At 62.7% G+C, this 17,321-nt stretch carries 15 protein-coding genes; 6 read left to right on the plus strand and 9 right to left on the minus strand.

All coding sequences use genetic code 11. The features are described 5' to 3' along the window. Positions 1-61 precede the first annotated feature (61 nt). The 8 genes from NKJ18_RS04010 to NKJ18_RS04045 form a co-directional block, all read right to left on the minus strand. Positions 62-2,338: a transglycosylase domain-containing protein gene (locus tag NKJ18_RS04010; protein ID WP_023669778.1), complete on the minus strand. Its 2,277-nt coding sequence runs from the start codon at positions 2,336-2,338 to the stop codon at positions 62-64. A 183-nt stretch (positions 2,339-2,521) separates the two neighbouring features. Further along, on the minus strand, positions 2,522-2,932 hold the full coding sequence (locus tag NKJ18_RS04015; RefSeq protein ID WP_023669779.1) for a type II toxin-antitoxin system HicB family antitoxin: 411 nt from the start codon (positions 2,930-2,932) through the stop codon (positions 2,522-2,524). Between the two features lie 63 nt (positions 2,933-2,995). Then, positions 2,996-3,178 (minus strand): type II toxin-antitoxin system HicA family toxin, encoded by a 183-nt coding sequence (locus NKJ18_RS04020; RefSeq protein WP_023669780.1) that lies wholly within the window; start codon positions 3,176-3,178, stop codon positions 2,996-2,998. 143 nt (positions 3,179-3,321) lie between these two features. Beyond that, entirely contained in the window at positions 3,322-3,468 is a 147-nt protein-coding gene (locus tag NKJ18_RS04025) for a hypothetical protein (protein ID WP_023683048.1), read from the minus strand. 25 nt (positions 3,469-3,493) lie between these two features. Further along, positions 3,494-3,748 carry a GlsB/YeaQ/YmgE family stress response membrane protein gene (locus tag NKJ18_RS04030; protein ID WP_023683047.1) on the minus strand — a complete coding sequence of 85 codons (255 nt, stop codon included), beginning with the start codon at positions 3,746-3,748 and terminating at the stop codon, positions 3,494-3,496. Between the two features lie 105 nt (positions 3,749-3,853). Continuing rightward, entirely contained in the window at positions 3,854-4,060 is a 207-nt protein-coding gene (locus tag NKJ18_RS04035; protein ID WP_023683046.1) for a hypothetical protein, read from the minus strand. An 80-nt stretch (positions 4,061-4,140) separates the two neighbouring features. Further along, positions 4,141-4,761 (minus strand): ribonuclease D, encoded by a 621-nt coding sequence (locus tag NKJ18_RS04040; protein WP_023698188.1) that lies wholly within the window; start codon positions 4,759-4,761, stop codon positions 4,141-4,143. A gap of 77 nt (positions 4,762-4,838) precedes the next feature. Then, complete coding sequence (locus NKJ18_RS04045) at positions 4,839-6,224, minus strand: M20/M25/M40 family metallo-hydrolase (RefSeq protein WP_023686593.1); 1,386 nt, start codon at positions 6,222-6,224, stop codon at positions 4,839-4,841. Positions 6,225-6,668: 444 nt separating this feature from the next. On the opposite strand from NKJ18_RS04045, the gene polA reads away from it, so the two are divergent. Further along, complete coding sequence (polA, locus tag NKJ18_RS04050; RefSeq protein WP_023691985.1) at positions 6,669-9,596, plus strand: DNA polymerase I; 2,928 nt, start codon at positions 6,669-6,671, stop codon at positions 9,594-9,596. 7 nt (positions 9,597-9,603) lie between these two features. Then, positions 9,604-10,092, plus strand: coding sequence for a macro domain-containing protein (locus NKJ18_RS04055; RefSeq protein WP_023728547.1), 489 nt, complete (start codon positions 9,604-9,606; stop codon positions 10,090-10,092). Positions 10,093-10,100: 8 nt separating this feature from the next. Here the strand turns inward: NKJ18_RS04055 and NKJ18_RS04060 are convergent, their stop codons facing one another. Further along, positions 10,101-10,505, minus strand: a complete 405-nt coding sequence (locus NKJ18_RS04060) for a Fur family transcriptional regulator (protein ID WP_023669789.1) — start codon at positions 10,503-10,505, stop codon at positions 10,101-10,103. Positions 10,506-10,791: 286 nt separating this feature from the next. Here NKJ18_RS04060 and NKJ18_RS04065 point away from each other — a divergent pair, with 286 nt between their 5' ends. The 4 genes from NKJ18_RS04065 to NKJ18_RS04080 all read left to right on the plus strand — a co-directional run bounded on the left by NKJ18_RS04065 (position 10,792) and on the right by NKJ18_RS04080 (position 17,239). After that, positions 10,792-13,011, plus strand: coding sequence for a caspase family protein (locus tag NKJ18_RS04065; RefSeq protein WP_023704223.1), 2,220 nt, complete (start codon positions 10,792-10,794; stop codon positions 13,009-13,011). A 101-nt stretch (positions 13,012-13,112) separates the two neighbouring features. Then, positions 13,113-13,493: a hypothetical protein gene (locus NKJ18_RS04070; RefSeq protein ID WP_245260181.1), complete on the plus strand. Its 381-nt coding sequence runs from the start codon at positions 13,113-13,115 to the stop codon at positions 13,491-13,493. Then, on the plus strand, positions 13,490-14,203 hold the full coding sequence (locus tag NKJ18_RS04075; protein WP_023700125.1) for a DUF4760 domain-containing protein: 714 nt from the start codon (positions 13,490-13,492) through the stop codon (positions 14,201-14,203). Before NKJ18_RS04070 ends, NKJ18_RS04075 begins: the two co-directional genes overlap by 4 nt. A 12-nt stretch (positions 14,204-14,215) precedes the next feature. Continuing rightward, complete coding sequence (locus NKJ18_RS04080; RefSeq protein WP_352757832.1) at positions 14,216-17,239, plus strand: hypothetical protein; 3,024 nt, start codon at positions 14,216-14,218, stop codon at positions 17,237-17,239. The last annotated feature ends 82 nt before the right edge of the window (positions 17,240-17,321 follow it).

Consider the following 17,321-nt stretch of genomic DNA (forward strand, 5'->3'; position numbering starts at 1 on the left):
CTCTCATATGAGGAACGGATTGCCAGCTCGCATTTGGTTCGAAGCTAGAATGACGAGCCGCTCAGCCGCCGCCGAGAATATCCAGGATTGAGGTTTTCCGCTTCTTGGTCGGGCCGCCGACGCTGCCCGGCGGTACCGGATGCTTGATCGAGGCCGTGGTGCCGCCGTCGCCCGGCATGTTGAAACCGTCGGCATCGACGGTTTCGGCCGGACGGCGGACCGGTGCTTGTGCGGGTACAGCAGCAGGTGCCGGTGCGGCAGCAGGCTCAGAACGGCTGACGGCCACGGCAGGCAACGGCGCCGCCTGATTGTTATCGACTGACGGAATATCGTCGGGCACGATGGTGTCGGGCGGCGTCGACTTCCAGGTGCCGGGCAGCGGCCGGACCGGCACACCTTCATGCGCGGCCACCATGAACTCGTGCCAGGCCTGTGCCGGCAGCGCGCCACCGGTGACCTTCTTCATCGGCGTGCCGTCATCGTTGCCGAACCACACGCCGGTGGTGAGGTTTGCGGTGTAACCGACGAACCAGGCGTCGCGCGAATTCTGGCTGGTTCCGGTCTTGCCGGCAGACGGCCAGGCGAAGGCCGCCTTCTTCGCCGTGCCGATCTCGACCGTGCCGGTCATCATCGAGTTCATCATGCCGACAATGTTCGGCTTGACGACGCGCGGCGCGCTGCCGCCATTGTCGTCATAGAGCACCTTGCCTTCGGTCGTGGTGATGCGGCGGATGAAATGGATGTCGGGCTTGTAGCCGCCATTGGCGAACGGCACATAGGCCGATGTCAGCTCCAGCGGCGTCACTTCCGAGGTGCCGAGCGCGATCGAGGTGTTGGCGATCAGATCGGATTGGATGCCCATGCGATGCGCCGCCTCGACCACCGCGTCGGGGCCGACCTCCATGGTTAGCTGTGCCGCGACGGAATTCAGCGACTTCGCCAAAGCGGTCGCCAACGTCACCTTGCCGAAATACTTGCCGCCGTAATTGTCCGGTGTCCACTTGCCGATCTTGATCGGTGCGTCGTTGCGCACGCTGTCGGGCGTGCGACCAGCTTCCAGCGCGGCCATATAGACGAACGGCTTGAAGGCCGAGCCCGGTTGACGGCGTGCTTCGGAGGCGCGGTCGAACTGGCTGGTCGAATAGTCGTAGCCGCCGACCATGGCGCGCACGGCGCCGGAATTGTCGATCGAGACCAGCGCGCCCTGGCTGACATTGAGCTTCTTGCCGCTCTCGTCGATCAGCCGGCGGATCGACTCTTCGGCGAGCTTCTGCAGGTTGAGGTCGACGGTGGTGTCGACGACGATGTCGCTGCGCACGTCGCCGATCAAATCGGGCAGCTCTTCCATGATGGTGTCGGCGACGTAGTTTTCCGAACCGGTCCAGTAGGATGGCGCGCGCGTTGCCGGCGCGCTCATCGCCGAGGCCAGTTCCTTGGCGCTGATCTTGCCTTCGTCGCGCATGGCGGCGAGCACCAGCTGCGAACGCTCCTCCGCCGCCTTCGGATCCCGCGCCGGCGACAGTCGCGACGGCGCCTTCAAGAGGCCGGCGAGAAGGGCCGCCTCCGACAGAGTGACGTCGCGCGCGCTCTTGCCGAAATAGCGGCGCGAGGCCGCCTCGACGCCATAGGCGCCGGAGCCGAAATAGACCCGGTTGAGGTACATTTCGAGGATCTGGTCCTTGGTATGCTTGTGCTCCAGCCACAGCGCCAGCAGCACTTCCTGCACCTTGCGCTCCAGCGTGCGGTCGGGCTTCAGGAACAGGTTCTTGGCCAGTTGCTGGGTCAGCGTCGAGCCGCCCTGCGAGAAACGCCGGCCCAGAACATTGGTCACCATGGCGCGTGACAGGCCGATCGGGTCGATGCCGAAATGCGAATAGAAGCGGCGGTCCTCGATGGCGATGACGGCTTCCGGAATGTAGGGCGACATTTCGTGCAGGCCGACCGCCTCGCCGCCGCTCATGCCGCGGTTGGCAAGCAGTTGCCCGTCGACCGAGACGATCTTGATGTTGGGCGCACGGTCGGGGATCGACCAGGTGGTCGCCGCCGGCATCTTGGCGCCGTAATAGACGACGATGCCGGCCACCGCGATGCCGCCCCAGATGCAGAGCACGAAGCACCAGTAGAACATCCGGGCCATCACGCCGAACAGCCCGCGCCGGGGTTTGCCGCGCTTGCCGCGTGACGATGATTTTGCCTTGGAGGTTTTGCGCGCCGAAGATGATTTGCGATTGGCCGGCACGACCCGATCCTCCTCGTTCACCGAAAAACCGGCCGCGGATTTCGCCTTTGGCGATCCCTCGAAGCTGGGTTCGACGCGACTGTCTCTGCGGTTCGCCATGCGTTGCGCTGTCTTCCCGGTATCAATGGCGCTCGGGTTGGAGGGTAGATGCGGCGGTTTAAGGGCGCGTTAAAGCAGGGTTTATGCACCCTTCTGAAATTCCTTAAGAATTTCTAAAATCCGCTGCCGCTGGCTAACAGGCGTCGGCAACGCGGTACTTTGGCGGGTGCCCGAGATCACTGTTCAAACAGTTTGACGGATCTTGTCTCGCAACGCGGCGGCGACAAAGGCCGATCGGGTGACCCCCAACCGATTGGCTGTTTCGTCAGCCTCGGCGAGCAAACCGGCATCCAACGAGATATTGGCCCGGGCCGGACGGCCGGCATCTCGGATCAAGGGCACGGACATCAAGATAGCGCCAGCGGCGAGCGCTGCTCGAACCTCAGCATCTTCTAAAAGCGCCTCGACTTTGCGAGGAGTGGGGATTTTACGGCCGTCCGCGATTTCTTCAGCCACCCATTCGGCCAACGCGGCCATAGCGTCCTTTACAGCCTCGTCCCGGCTTTCCGACTGCGCGACGCAGCCAGGAGCATCGGGAAACGAGACGCCGACAAAGCCGTCGGCAGCATCCACGAGTGCGACATAGCGAGACATATCTAACAGCTTTCCTTATTCCGACTTTATGTCCATTAGGCTTCGGAACGCGATGAGGTCGGTTTATTCCCAGCCTGCCGCCTTGGCTATAGACCGAGCTACCAACGGCGTCAGAGTCTTGTGGCGAGGAACCATGATCGTCGGCATGCCGTCTTTTTTGTACTTGTCATGCTTCGTGCCGCCGACGTTCTTCCAGCCTTCCCTCTCGAGCCGGGCCTTGACTTTGGCGGTGTTGGTTTCGTTCATTTCTCGGCTCAAATTTATGTGCAAATTTTTGCACATAGTGGAAACGAAAGTCAATCACGATGTGCAAATATTTGCACAAGGAAACTCCCAATCGCCGTAAAATGCCTGGATGACAAATCAGCGCCACCCGCAGGCGGACATCATCAATTCTGCTGGATCGAAATGCCTTTGTCGTCGATCTTCAGCTCCACGCCCTTTGGCTTGGTCTGCTCGTGATAGACATAGATACCTAGCGCAATGACCACGACCAAGAGCGCGCCGATGAGGAGATAGAGGGTGTTCTGTTTCATGGCGCGCTCCGTTTCGTATCGAGCGTCACGCTCGCTTCAAGACCTTGACCAGCACCAGCAGGATGACAGCGCCGATCGTGGCGTTGATGATGGCAGCCAGAATGCCGCCGCCGATTGCGAAGCCCAGCCTTGGAAACAGCCAGCCGGCGATCAGGGCGCCGATAATGCCGACGACGATGTTGCCGATGAGGCCGAAGCCGAAGCCCGAGACGATGAGGCCGGCGAGCCAGCCGGCAATGGCGCCGATTATGATGAAGATGAGAAGGCTTTCGATGCCCATGACGCGTTCCTCCAGGAAGAGAGGCTACGGAGCGGAAGGCCCCGAATCGGCCTCGATATCAACGACTTCAGGCTATGCGAAAGCAGTTGCACCCGCCAGCGGCGCTCATTGATCGTCGTCATCGTCGCTGGAGACTGGCCGCCAGCTGGTCGGGTCGACCTTTTTCTGGGTATCGCTGTCGGTGTAGACCCACCAGGCGCCGTCGCGATATTGCCCGACGGATTCGCTGACGACGCCGGCGCCGTCCTTCCACAGAACAGTGACCTTGGATCCATCCGTCGGGGCGGTCGCTATCGGTTTGCGGTCTGCCACGTCATCCCCCTCATTGAGTCGACAGAACGCCACGACGCGTGTCTGGTTGCAAGGCTGCCGGAAGCGTTATCCGAAGGCCATCAGCTGTGGGCAAAAATATCCTCTTCGTCCCAACCCATCAAATCGAGCTTGGCACGCGTCGGCAGGAAGCGGAAGCAGGCGTCGGCTTCCTTGGTGCGCCCGTCCCGCGCCAGGCGTCCAGCCAGCACCTCGCGCAGACGGTGCAGATAGAGAACGTCGGAAGCGGCATATTCGAGCTGTTCGGGCGACAGGGTCTCGGCCGCCCAGTCCGACGATTGCTGCGCCTTCGACAGGCCGACGCCAAGCAGTTCGAAGCAGATGTCCTTCAAGCCGTGCCGGTCGGTATAGGTGCGGGTCAGCCGCGAGGCGATCTTGGTGCAGAACACCGGCTCCGGCATGACGCCGAAGGCATTGTACAGCACGGCGAGGTCGAAACGGCCGTAGTGGAACAGTTTCGATATGCCGCGGTTGCGGAGCAGGCTGACGAGGTTCGGCGCTTTCTTCTGGCCGGGCGCGATCTGGATCACGTCGGCCGAGCCATCGCCGGGCGAGATCTGCACCACGCAAAGCCGGTCGCGGTGCGGGTTCAACCCCAGCGTCTCGGTATCGATGGCCACCGCGTCGACATTGTAGTGGGCGAGGTCGGGCAGATCGTTCTTGTGGAAGCGGATGTCGGGCATAGTTGTCTCCGGATCGCGGCGTAACTCGTCCTCGCCGCGATCCGCTGAAAAATCAACAAGAAAACTTCCCAGCCTCCTCAGCGCGTCAGCGCATCGAGAATGCGCGCCCAGGAGCGCTGGCCCTTGTGGAAGGAGGTCAGCTCGTATTTCTCGTTGGGCGAGTGGATGCGGTCGTCGTCGAGCCCGAACCCGACCAGCAGCGATTCCATGCCGAGATAGGTCTGGAAGTCGCCGACCACCGGTATCGAGCCTCCGCTGCCGGTCGTCACCGCTGGCTTCGGCCATTCATCCGACAGCGCAGTCTTGGCCTTGGCCAGGAATGGCGAGTCGTAGGAAAGCTGAATTGCCGGCCCGCCGCCATGCGGGTGGAATTCGACCGAACAGTCCCTGGGAATGCGCGCCTTGACGAATTCCCGGAACGCGGCGCGGATCTTCTCGGGGTCCTGCTTGTGGACGAGGCGGAAGGAGATTTTCGACGACGCTTCCGCCGCGATCACCGTCTTGAACCCCTTGCCGGTGTAGCCGCCGATGATGCCGTTGAACTCGGCCGTCGGCCGCGCCCAGGTCAGTTCCATCACCGAGCGGCCTTTTTCGCCCGACGGGATCGAGAGGCCGATCGGTCCGAGGAAGGTTTCGGCGGTCTCGCCCAGAGTTTCCCATGATTTCAGGATCTGCGACGGCGTTTCCTCGACCCCGTCATAGAAGCCGGGAATGGTGATGTGGCCGTTCTCGTCATGGATGTCGGCGAGGATTTTCGCCAGGATGCGGATCGGGTTGGCGGCGGCGCCGCCATAGAGGCCCGAATGCAGGTCGCGATCGGCGGCCTTGACGGTGACCTCCTCGCCGACCATTCCGCGCAGCGAAACGCAGATCGACGGCGTTTCGCGGTCCCACATGCCGGTGTCGCAGACCAGAGCGAAATCGGCCTTGAGCTCATCGGCATTGGCCTCGAGGAACGGCTTCAGCGACGGCGAACCGGACTCCTCCTCGCCCTCGAACAGGATGGTGATGCGGCAGGGCAGATTGCCATGCACCTGCTTCCAGGCGCGGCAGGCCTCGACGAAGGTCATCAGCTGCCCCTTGTCGTCGGCCGAGCCACGGCCGGTGATTACCTTGTGACCGGGCTCGATCTCCTTGACCGCCGGCGCAAACGGGTCGTTCTCCCAAAGCTCGATCGGATCGACCGGCTGCACGTCGTAATGGCCATAAAACAGCACATGCGGCGAACCGGCGGGGCCTTCATGGTGCGCAACCACCATCGGGTGTCCCGGCGTGTCGCGCACCGAAGCGTCGAAGCCGATCAGCTTGAGGTCCGCCACCAGCCATTCGGCGGCCTTGCGGCAGTCGGCGGCATAGTCTGAATCGGTGGAGATCGACTTGATGCGGAGCAGGCCGAACAGGCGCTCCAGGCTCTGGTCGAGATTTTTGTCGAGACGGTCGAGGACGGAGGAAATGGTGGACATTACTGCGGGCCTTTCTTTTCGGTGCCGGGACCGTAAAGGCAGCGCATCAAAACGAAAAGCCCGCGATCGTTGGACCACGGACCGTAAACACTTGTCAGAAGGCAAAAAAGAACCGCCGTGGTGGAGGGGAACCACGGCGGTCTTTTACTCGAAACGATGCGGCAGCCCGGAGAGGGGGGATAGGCTGCCGCAATTGTCCGGGATAGGCGGGGGACGGGCCTTGCTCCGGACTCGGCGAAAACTGCCGATGACCTTTATTTGTGTCTCGGATCGTGGCGTTTCAAGGGCACAAAAATTACACTTTTGTAACATAGCCGTGAGCGCCGAGGCAAACAGCAGCAGGACCTATCGGCAGGCAGGCTCTGTCAGCATGTCGCCGCAACACCTGTTGGAAGCCCGCCTTTGCCATGGACCGCGCCGTCCTGCCGCGCTATCCCTGCCGGCATGAAAAAAGGCGACCATCTCTTCCTTATCGACGGCTCCGGCTACATCTTTCGCGCCTATCATGCGCTGCCGCCGCTGACCCGCAAATCCGATGGGCTGCCGGTCGGCGCGGTCTCCGGCTTCTGCAACATGTTGTGGAAGCTGATGCAGGACGCCCGCAACACCGATGTAGGCATCGTGCCGACGCATTTAGCGGTCATTTTCGATTATTCGTCGAAAACCTTCCGCAATGATCTTTACCCGGAATACAAGGCCAACCGCAACGCACCGCCCGAAGACCTGATCCCGCAATTCGGTCTGATCCGCCAGGCAACCGTGGCCTTCAACCTGCCTTGCATCGAGATCGAAGGCTACGAGGCCGACGACCTCATCGCCACTTATGCCAGGCTGGCGTGCGAGGCCGGCGGCGACACCACTATCATCTCCTCTGACAAGGATCTGATGCAGCTGGTCGGACCCACGGTCGGCATGTACGACCCGATGAAGGACCGCCAGATCGGCATCCCCGAAGTCATCGAGAAATGGGGCGTGCCGCCGGAAAAGATGATAGACCTGCAGGCGCTGACCGGCGACTCCGTCGACAATGTGCCGGGCGTACCCGGCATCGGGCCGAAAACGGCGGCGCAGCTTCTGGAACAGTTCGGCGACCTTGACGGGCTGCTCGCCCGGGCCAGCGAGATCAAGCAGGACAAGAGGCGCGAATCCATCATCGCCAATGCCGACAAGGCGCGCATATCGCGCCAGCTGGTGACGCTGAAGAACGACGTGCCGGTGACCGACGGGCTCGACGATTTCGTGCTGCATGCGCCGGATGGGCCGAAGCTGATCGGCTTTCTCAAAACCATGGAATTCACCTCGCTGACCCGCCGTGTGGCCGAGGCGACCAGCACCGAAGCCGGCGATGTGCAGGCTGTCGCCGTCACCGTCGAGCGCGCCGACACCGCGCACGGCCCCGATGTCGGCTCCGGCACACCGGTGCCTGCGGCAACACAGGATGAAGCCAAATCCGAAACCGCAAGGGCCGGGGACGCGCCTTCGCTGCTTGCCGCACTTCGCCTGGAAACGGCCGCCGCGGCCAAAATCGATCCTGCCGCCTATGTCGCCATCCGCGACACGGCAACGCTCAAGACCTGGCTGGCCCAAGCCAAGGAGACCGGAACCGTCGCCTTCGACACCGAAACCACGTCTTCCGATCCGATGCTGGCCGACCTCATCGGTTTCTCCCTGGCGATCGGCCCCGGCCGCGCCGCCTATGTGCCGCTCGCCCACAAGAGCGGCGCCGGCGACCTGCTCGGCGGCGGCACGCTGGAGAACCAGATTCCGGTCCGCGAGGCGCTGGCGCTGCTGAAGCCGTTGCTGGAAGACAAATCGGTGCTCAAGATCGCCCAGGACGCCAAATACGACATCGTCGTCATGAGCCGCCACGGCATCGATATCGCACCCTTCGACGACACGATGTTGATTTCCTATGTGCTCGACGCCGGCACCGGCCACCACACTTTGTCCTCGCTTGCCGACAAATGGCTCGGCCATGCCACGACGCCGCTCAAGGATCTCGCCGGTTCCGGCAGAAGCTCGGTCGGGTTCGAGCAGGTCGACATCGACCGGGCGACCGCCTACGCCGCCGGCCATGCCGACGTAGCGCTGCGGCTATGGCAGGTGCTGAAGCCGCGGCTGGCCGCCAAGGGCCTGGTCTCGGTCTATGAGCGGCTGGAGCGTCCGCTGGTGCCGGTTCTGGCGCGTATGGAGCAGCGCGGCATCTCGGTCGACCGCCAGATTCTGTCGCGGCTCTCCGGCGAGCTGGCGCAAGGCGCGGCACGGCTGGAAGAGGAAATCTACGGCCTTGTCGGCGAGCGCATCAACATCGGGTCGCCAAAGCAACTCGGCGACATCCTGTTCGGCCGCATGGGCCTGCCCGGCGGCTCCAAGACCAAGACCGGGCAATGGTCGACCTCCGCGCAGCTTCTGGAAGACCTCGCCGCCGAAGGCCACGAACTGCCGCGCAAGATCGTCGACTGGCGTCAGCTGACCAAGCTGAAATCGACCTACACCGACGCGCTGCCCGGTTTCATCCATCCCGACACCAGGCGCGTGCACACATCTTATGCGCTGGCCGCAACGACGACGGGCCGGCTGTCCTCCTCCGATCCCAATCTGCAGAACATCCCGGTGCGCACCGCGGAGGGACGCAAGATCAGGACGGCCTTCATCGCCGACAAGGGCCAGAAACTGGTCTCGGCCGACTACAGCCAGATCGAACTGCGCGTGCTTGCCCACGTCGCCGAGATCCCGCAGTTGAAGCAGGCCTTCGCCGATGGCGCCGACATCCACGCCATCACCGCCTCGGAAATGTTCAACGTGCCGGTCGAAGGCATGCCGTCCGAAGTGCGCCGCCGCGCCAAGGCGATCAATTTCGGCATCATCTACGGCATCTCGGCCTTTGGGCTCGCCAACCAGCTGTCGATCCCGCGCGAGGAGGCCGGCGCCTACATCAAGAAGTATTTCGAGCGTTTCCCCGGCATCCGCGACTATATCGAGGCAACAAAGGCCTATGCGCGCGAACATGGCTTCGTCGAAACCATCTTCGGCCGCCGCATCCACTATCCTGAGATCCGGTCGTCAAACCCGTCGATCCGTGCCTTCAACGAGCGCGCCTCGATCAACGCCAGGCTGCAAGGCACCGCTGCCGATATCATCCGCCGCGCCATGGTGCATATGGACGAGGCGCTGGAAAAGGCCGGCCTGTCCGCCCGCATGCTCTTGCAGGTGCATGACGAATTGATCTTCGAGACGGTTGAAGCGGAAGTCGAGGCGACGATCCCCGTGGTGCGCAGGGTGATGGAGAACGCGCCGATGCCGGCCATCTCGATGTCGGTGCCGCTGCATGTCGATGCGCGGGCGGCGAACAACTGGGACGAGGCGCATTGAAGGTGCGATGATTGTCTTTGTCACGGGAGACCTGCTGGCCGCCAAGGAAAGCTATATCGCTCAAGGCGTGGCAGAGGGCAATCAAGAGGGCCTTGGCACCGGACTTGCGCTGAAGATTTCGAAAAAGTGGCCGAATGTGCAGGCTGCGTTCAAGAAATATGCTCGGACCGGCAGGTTTATTGGCGGTCATATCTGGACATTGGAGCCAGACGGCAATCGGCCGGGCTTCATTTATCTGGCAACCCAGCCAGATATGTATCACGCCACGCTTCCCTATTTACGGAAAGCAGTTCGCGGGCTTGTGAAATGGGCCGACAAAAACCGGGTAGAATCCATCGCCTTGCCAAAAATCGGGTCTGGCCTTGGCAAATTATCTTGGCTCGACGAGGTGAAACCCCTGCTTATGGAGCAGCTAACACCTGGGCCTACGCGGTACGTCGTCTATGAGACATTCTTGAACGAATTCGAGAATAGCGCACCGCCTCGGCTCAAGTAGGAAGCAAGCTAAGCCGCCTCAGCCAGGCACTTGGCACACGTCCCTCGAAACTCGATCACCGCCTTCTTCGCAGCAAACCCGGTCGAGCGCACCCATTCGTCCAGCCGATGGTCGACGTCATGGTCGGACATCTCCATCACCTGCCCGCATGTGTCGCAGATAGCGAAGGCTGTCATCGAATGCGTATGGTCGTGCGGTTCGGCGCAGGCGACGAAGGAGTTGAGGCTTTCCAACCGGTGCACGAAGCCTGACTTCACCAGGCTGTCGAGCGCCCGGTAAACCTGTAGCGGCGCGCGGAAACCGCGCTCGCGCAGCTGGTCGAGAAGCGTATAGGCGCTGAGCGGTCCGCTGGCGGCCTCGAGCTTTTCGAGCACGCTCAGCTGATTCTTCGTCAGCACATCCCTTGCCGCCATGATCCCGTTTTCCGATCGTTTAGAGCATGATGCCGAAAAGTGTGAAGCGGTTCTCGGACGACATCATGTTCTATCTGTTTGATCCAGCGCCGCTCGCAATCAATGCGGCGGTCTCAATTCCTTTGAGATAGCGATGAAGCGGGCTTTTTGCCACTGTTTCCGTTATCGCCATCGACACCATGACCACCACCGCCGATTGACGGCACCGACCACATTCAAAATACTGACAAAATTTGCGACGAAAGGTGCCGCACTTGCAAATTCGATCGGGCTTGGGGAAGCAATTATGATCAAACTGACACGACGGACGCTGCTCGTCGGCACGTCGGCGCTTGTGGCTGCCGGTACGGTTTCGTTCCGCGCTCTCGCCGCCTCGCGCACCTATCACGCGCTGCTGGTTGCCTGCACCGACTATCCGAACCTGCCGCAGAAGAACTGGCTGATCGGGCCGAAGAACGATGCCGGCCTGGTGCGCGACTATCTCCTGAAGAACACGCCCGATCCGGTGAAGTTCTCGGCCGAGAATGTGATCCTGCTCGCCAAGGACGTCGAAGGCGCCAACGGCCCGCCGACGCATGCGGCGATCAAGGCCGCCCTTGCCGACCTCGCCGGCAAGGTGCAACGCGACGATTTCGTCTATCTGCATCTGTCGGGCCACGGCGCCCAGCAGCCGCAAGCCAAGGCCGGTGACGAGACCGACGGCCTCGACGAGATTTTCCTGCCGTCCGATATCGACAAATGGATCAACCGCGAAGAGGGCGTGCCGAACGCGCTGGTCGACAACGAGGTCGGCGCCGCACTCGACGCCATCCGCGACAAGGGCGCCTTTGTCTGGGTGGTGTTCGACTGCTGCCATTCGGGCACCGCGACGCGCGCCGCGGAAGTCGATGACGAACTGGAGCGCAAGGTCGAGTTCGCCGACCTCGTCGGCGGCGACAACGCGGCGAGAGCAGCGGCGGTGAAGGCCTATGACGACATCTCGGCAAGCGCATCGCGCGGTTTCGACGAGAATGGCGGCCGCAAGCCGGCCTTCAACCTGACGCCGACCGGCGCAGAGCCGATCGCCAGGGGCAAGCTGGTCGCCTTCTATGCCGCGCAGACGGTCGAGACGACGCCGGAAATGCCGCTGCCCAAGGGCACGCCCGACGCGCCGCGCTTCGGCCTGTTCACCTTCACCATCCTGTCGAAATTGGCCGAGAACCCCAACGTCACCTATCGCCAGCTCGGCCAGGCCGTGCTGCAGCAATATTCGGCCGACGGCCGCACAAGGCCGACGCCCCTGTTCGAGGGCGAACTGGACGCCCGCGTGTTCGGCACCGACAAGACCGACGCCGTCATGCAATGGCCGATTGCCGTCAAGGACGGCGATGTCGCGATCGGCGCCGGGCTGCTGCAGGGTCTGACCCCCGGCAGCAAGCTCGCCATTTTGCCTTCGGCGCTGTCGAAGCTCTCCGACGCCGTCGGCTATCTCGAAGTGAAATTGGCAAAAAACCTCGAAAGCCAGCTCGCACCGGTCGAATTCGACGGCAAGCCGGCGCTTGCGCCGACGGCGGTGCCCGCCGGCGCCTATGCGCGCGTTGCCGAACTCGCAGTCGACTACAAGCTGCTGGTGGCAAAGCCGGCGCCGACCGCAGGGCTCGATAAAGAAACCGAGCTGGTCAATTCGGTTCTGGACGAATTGGTGGCGAAGCCGAAGTCCGGCTTCCACATCGCGCTGGTCGAGCCCGGCAAGAGCGCCGATCTGCGGCTTGCGGTGCTGCGCGAAAAATCCATGGACGGCGCTGCCGCCAACGCCAGCGACGAACCGGCGCTGTGGTTCCTGCCGGCGTCCGGCGACATCAGCTTGAAGGACGGCAGCAAGCCGCCGCGCATCGTCATCCATCAGGATGGCCGCGACAAGCTTGCGGAAAACACAGCCAAGAACCTGACCACGATCTTCCGCGCCACCGGCCTGTCGCGGCTCGCCGCGGCGTCCGACTACCGGCCGGACGAGGTCAGCGTCCAGTTCCTGATCAAGCGCCAGGACAGCGATGTGCTGGAGCCGATCGAATCCTCGACGGTGCCGCGCGTTTCGCCGGGCGATCAGGTACACATTGCGGCCAAGAACGGGTCCGACGAGTTCGTCGACATCAACGTGCTCTACATCGGCAGCGACTATTCGATCACCCATATCGTCGCCGAGCGGCTGGCGCCGATCAACCAGCAGGCCGATCAGGGCCTGAAGGAAGGGCTGCTCGCCTTCACCGACACCAGCTTCGGCATGGAGCGCATGATTGCCGTGCTGACCGAGGCGCCGCCGCAGAGCGAGAAAGAGGATCTGAGCTTTCTTGCCCAGGAAGGCGTGCGCGCCGTGACGCGTGCCGCATCGGGAACGCCTGGTTTTTCCGACATGCTGGCCGACATCGGCATGGCGCCGGCGACGCGCTCGGTGATGCGGCTTGCCGACAAGAGCGGTCCCAAAGGCGCGGTGATGATCTTCCCGATGGAGACGGTGCCCCGCGCCTGACCTGACATCGCTTCGCCGGCTCTTGCCGGCGTGATATATGAACATTCCCGGCTCGCGACACTTCTATGCGCCGCGGCTGAATGCAACAGATGAGGACATCAGTGACTATCCCCGTGCTCTCCTGGCGTGCAGCGACGGCCGGCCTTGCCGGAAGCCTGTTGCTGGTTGCCAGCGCCTCGGCGGACGAGAATTGCGGCCTGTGCGCCAAGCAGATCGTCACCAACTCCGAGCTCGCCACCTGCTTTCTCGACCAGTACGACCAGATCGCCAAGACCGGCAACACGGCCGTTGTCGTCGATCTCTCCAGCTGCGCCTCGCGCGGCGTGGTCGAGCCCTTGCCGTCACCCAGCAAGGCGGCTGCCGAACCGGACGTGCAGTTCATGATTTCGCGCACGCAGCTCGATTGCCTGAAAAAGAAGCTGGAGACACCCGGCATCGTGCTCGATCCCACCGCCATTATCCAACTGGACAGCTGCGGATGAAAAAGCCGGGGGGCACTGCAACGCAAAAATCGCCAGCCACATCGGCGCCGGCACCGGCCAAGAAGCCGGCGACCTTGCCCGAAACCACCGAAGGCTTTCCGTGGCCGAGCAGTCACGAGATCAAGAAGGAAGCCAACCCGTTCACCGACCGCGACTGGCGCATGCTGATCTATGCCTGGTCGGGTCTCGCCGTGCGCCTGGCGATCGTCTTCACCTTGGGCTTCTCGGTCTTCCAGTTTCTGGCAAACCAGGAACAGAAGCGCGTCGAGCAGACGATGTCGCTGGTCGAGCTTTGGGAAAGCAAGGATTTTCAGCAGGCGCAGCGCGCGCTCAAGGAGCGCCTCTCGTCGCTCAACGCCAAATACGACAATCTGCTCAGCGCCACGCCGTCGCCGACCGAGGAACGGGTCTTCCGGCAACGCATTGGCATTGAGGCGATGACTGCCGGCGGCGGCACCATGCCGATCGCCGATTTCAACGACAATTTTGATCGCATCGTCTATTTCCTCAATCGTCTCTCCATCTGCGTTGAGGGCAAGCTCTGTTCGCGCGATGTCGCCGATGCCTATTTCCGCGACTATGCGGTGTCGTTCTGGAGCTATTTTGCCGGCTACATCGAAAAAGAGCGCAAGGCCGGTTCCGCCAGTTATGCCCAGGCGATCGAGAATTATGTGCGTCACGGGTCGGCGCCGCCCGCCGACTCCAAATAGCGGCGCAACAAGGTGCCGGGCAGCTCCCATCCCTTGCGTGCTATCCGGTGGCTAATCCTGGTCGGTCTTCTGGCGTTAACGTCAACCGCCGGTGCCGAGGACCTCGATTTCCACCTCGATCTCAACACCGGCGGCCACGGCGCCAGGGTCACCGACCTTGCCTTCACGCCGGACGGCGAGGAACTGGTCTCCGCATCTGACGACAAGACCATCCGCATCTGGGACTGGCAGAGCGGGGTGACGCTGCGCACCATTCGCGGCTATCTTGGCAATGGCAATGACGGCAAGGTCTTTGCGATTGCCGTGTCGCCGGATGGCAAGACGATCGCCGCCGGCGGTTATTTCGGCGCCGGCATCGGCGACAAGGCCCCTTATGGCGATATCAGGCTGTTCGATTTCGCCACCGGCAAGATCAAAACCGTGCTCAAGGCCGCCGACTATGCCATCTATGATGTCGCCTTTTCACCCGACGGAAACACGCTCGCCGCCGGCGGTGGCGATGGTTTCGTCTACCTCTGGCGGGCGGACGACAAATCCGCGTCGGGCTGGACGCTGGCGGAAAAACTCGATGCCGATTCCTGGCGTGTGGAAAAGCTCGCCTTCGCCGCTGCGGGAACCCGGCTGGTGGCGACGACCACCGACAACGGCATAAGGCTCTGGGATGTGGCCAAGGCTGAGGAAATCGCCTTGCCGACCGAGGCCGAACCGCTGCGGGATGTCGGCGTCGCCGCACTCGCCGTGTCATTGGATGGCAGCCTGTTTGCCACTGGCAGCAAGGACGGTGACGTCCAGCTCTGGCGGGCCAGCGACGGCAAATTCGTCCGCGCCATGCCGAAGCAGGATTTCCAGATCGGCGCTCTGAGCTTCGCCACGGGTTCGCGGCTTGTTGCGTCATGCAGCTATCGCTGCGCCGACAAGCATCGCTCGGCGGTCTGGAATATCGACAGCGGCGAGCAACTGCTCGACTATAACGGCCATGACGGCACGGTCTTTGCTGGCGCCGGCAATGCCGACGGCTCGCTGGTGGCGACAGCCGGCGGCACCCGCAACGCCATCCAGGTCTGGAACCCCATGACCGGCGAGCGCAAGGCGCTGCTGCAAGGGGTCGGCGAACCGGTGACGGCGATCGGGATCGATGCGGCGAGCAGCTCCATCGCTTGGGGCAACACCAACCCCTGCCCTGAACGCGTGTCCTGTCCCGAGCTGCAGGGCACGCTGGACAAGGTGCTGGCGCTACCGACGGCCGAGCGGTTCTTCGAGGACCCGGTGGCGTTTGCGGAACAGGGCGCCTATGCCCGCGCGGCACTCGCAGAGGGTGAGTGGTCGCTCCGTGCTGCCCCCGGCGGCAAGGACGGCCTGGAGAATGCCGTGCTCGAAATCGCGAGCGGCGGAAAGGTGATGCACAGCATCGAGAATTCCGCCACCAATGGCTTCGTCCATTCGGCTTACACGCTGATCGGCAATGGGCTTGGCCTGATCACCGGCGGCAGCGACGGCACGCTGTTGGAATACAAAACCGCGACCGCCGATGTATCGGGTGAATTCACCGGCCACACCGGCGAGATCAACGCCATGGTTGCCGCCGAGAAGGAAGGGCTGTTGGTCACCGGCAGCGCCGACCAGACCGTGCGGTTGTGGAATTTGAAGAGCCACAAACTGATAGTGTCGATGTTCTTCGCCGGCTCCGAATGGATCGCCTGGATGCCGCAGGGCTACTATTATTCCTCCGCCGATGGCGACAAGTTGATCGGCTGGCACGTCAATCAGGGCCGCGACCACGAAGGGCGTTTCATCAGCGCCGGCCAGCTGAAGAAATATCTCTGGAGCCCGGAAATGGTGCGCCGGGCCATCATCCTGCGCAGCGCCGAACAGGCGGTCCAGGAAATGCGCCCCGGCGTCGACCGCGAGCTGGAAAAGCTGCTCGAGCGCAAACCGCCGGAATTCGGCATCAAGCTTGCCGCCGACCAGAGCAACGTCCGCGAGGGCTATGTCGCCGTCGAGATTTCGGGCGCGCAGGAAGCCGGCGCCGATGTCGCCGGATTTTCGATCCTGTCGGACAGCCGCAATGTCGGCGATGTCACCGCTCGGTCAATCGATGGCGGCAAGAGCACCATCGTCGAAGTGCCGGTCGAGAATGGCGAAAACACCATTCGCATCACCGGCACCAACGAGTTCGGCTATCTGACCGAGCGCAGTGTCACAGCACTTGCCAGGAAAACCGAAAGTCCAGCCAACAAGGGCAAGCTCTACGTCGCCGTGATCGGCGTCGACAAATATCCTTTCCTCACCGATGCATGCGCTGGCCACGCCTGCGATCTGCGCTATCCCGTCGATGACGCCACTGAATTCCTCAAGGTGATTTCGCAGAAATCCGCGCCCTTGTTTTCGGCGATGGAGACGCTGGTTCTGGTCAACCGCGAAGCGCTGGATGAGGCGCCCGATGCCGGCAAGGACGTTTTCAAGGTCGCCAACGCCGACAGCATCCTGGAGCCGGATTCCGACACGATCGACGACCAGCTCGCCGATTTCCTCGACAAACCCGGCGAGAACGACACCACCATCATTTTCGTCGCCGGTCACGGCATCAACATCGACGAAGACTATTATTTCATCCCCACGGACGGCCGCAAACAGGATCCCGACCGCTGGAAGCGCTCCTCGCTGGTCGACTGGGGCGACATCCAGAAATCGGTTGAGCGGGCCAAGGGCCTGCGCTTCATGCTGCTCGACACCTGCCACGCCGCCAACGCCTTCAACCCGCGCCTGGAAAAAGACGCGCAGGACGCACGCATCGTCGTCTTCTCGGCCACCGCTGCCAACAACACCGCCGCCGAACTGCCCGAGCTCGGCCATGGCGTCTTCACCTATTCGATCCTCGAAGGCCTGCGCGGCCGGGCCAAGACCTCCGACGGCGGCGTGACGCTGTTCGGCCTCGCCGACTACATTTCGCGCGAAGTGCTGCGGCTGACCGCGTCCAAGCAGAAGCCGTTCTACTATGTCGGCGGCGTGGAGAACATTGTGCTGGCTGAGCCGTGAGAGGTCGGCGCCCAGGCACCCCCCTCTGGCCTGCCGGCCATATCCCCCGCAAGGGGGGAGATCAGTCTCTTCATTGCTGGAG

Origin of the sequence: Mesorhizobium sp. M0217, from assembly GCF_040321955.1 — a bacterium.
Taxonomy (GTDB): Bacteria; Pseudomonadota; Alphaproteobacteria; order Rhizobiales; family Rhizobiaceae; genus Mesorhizobium.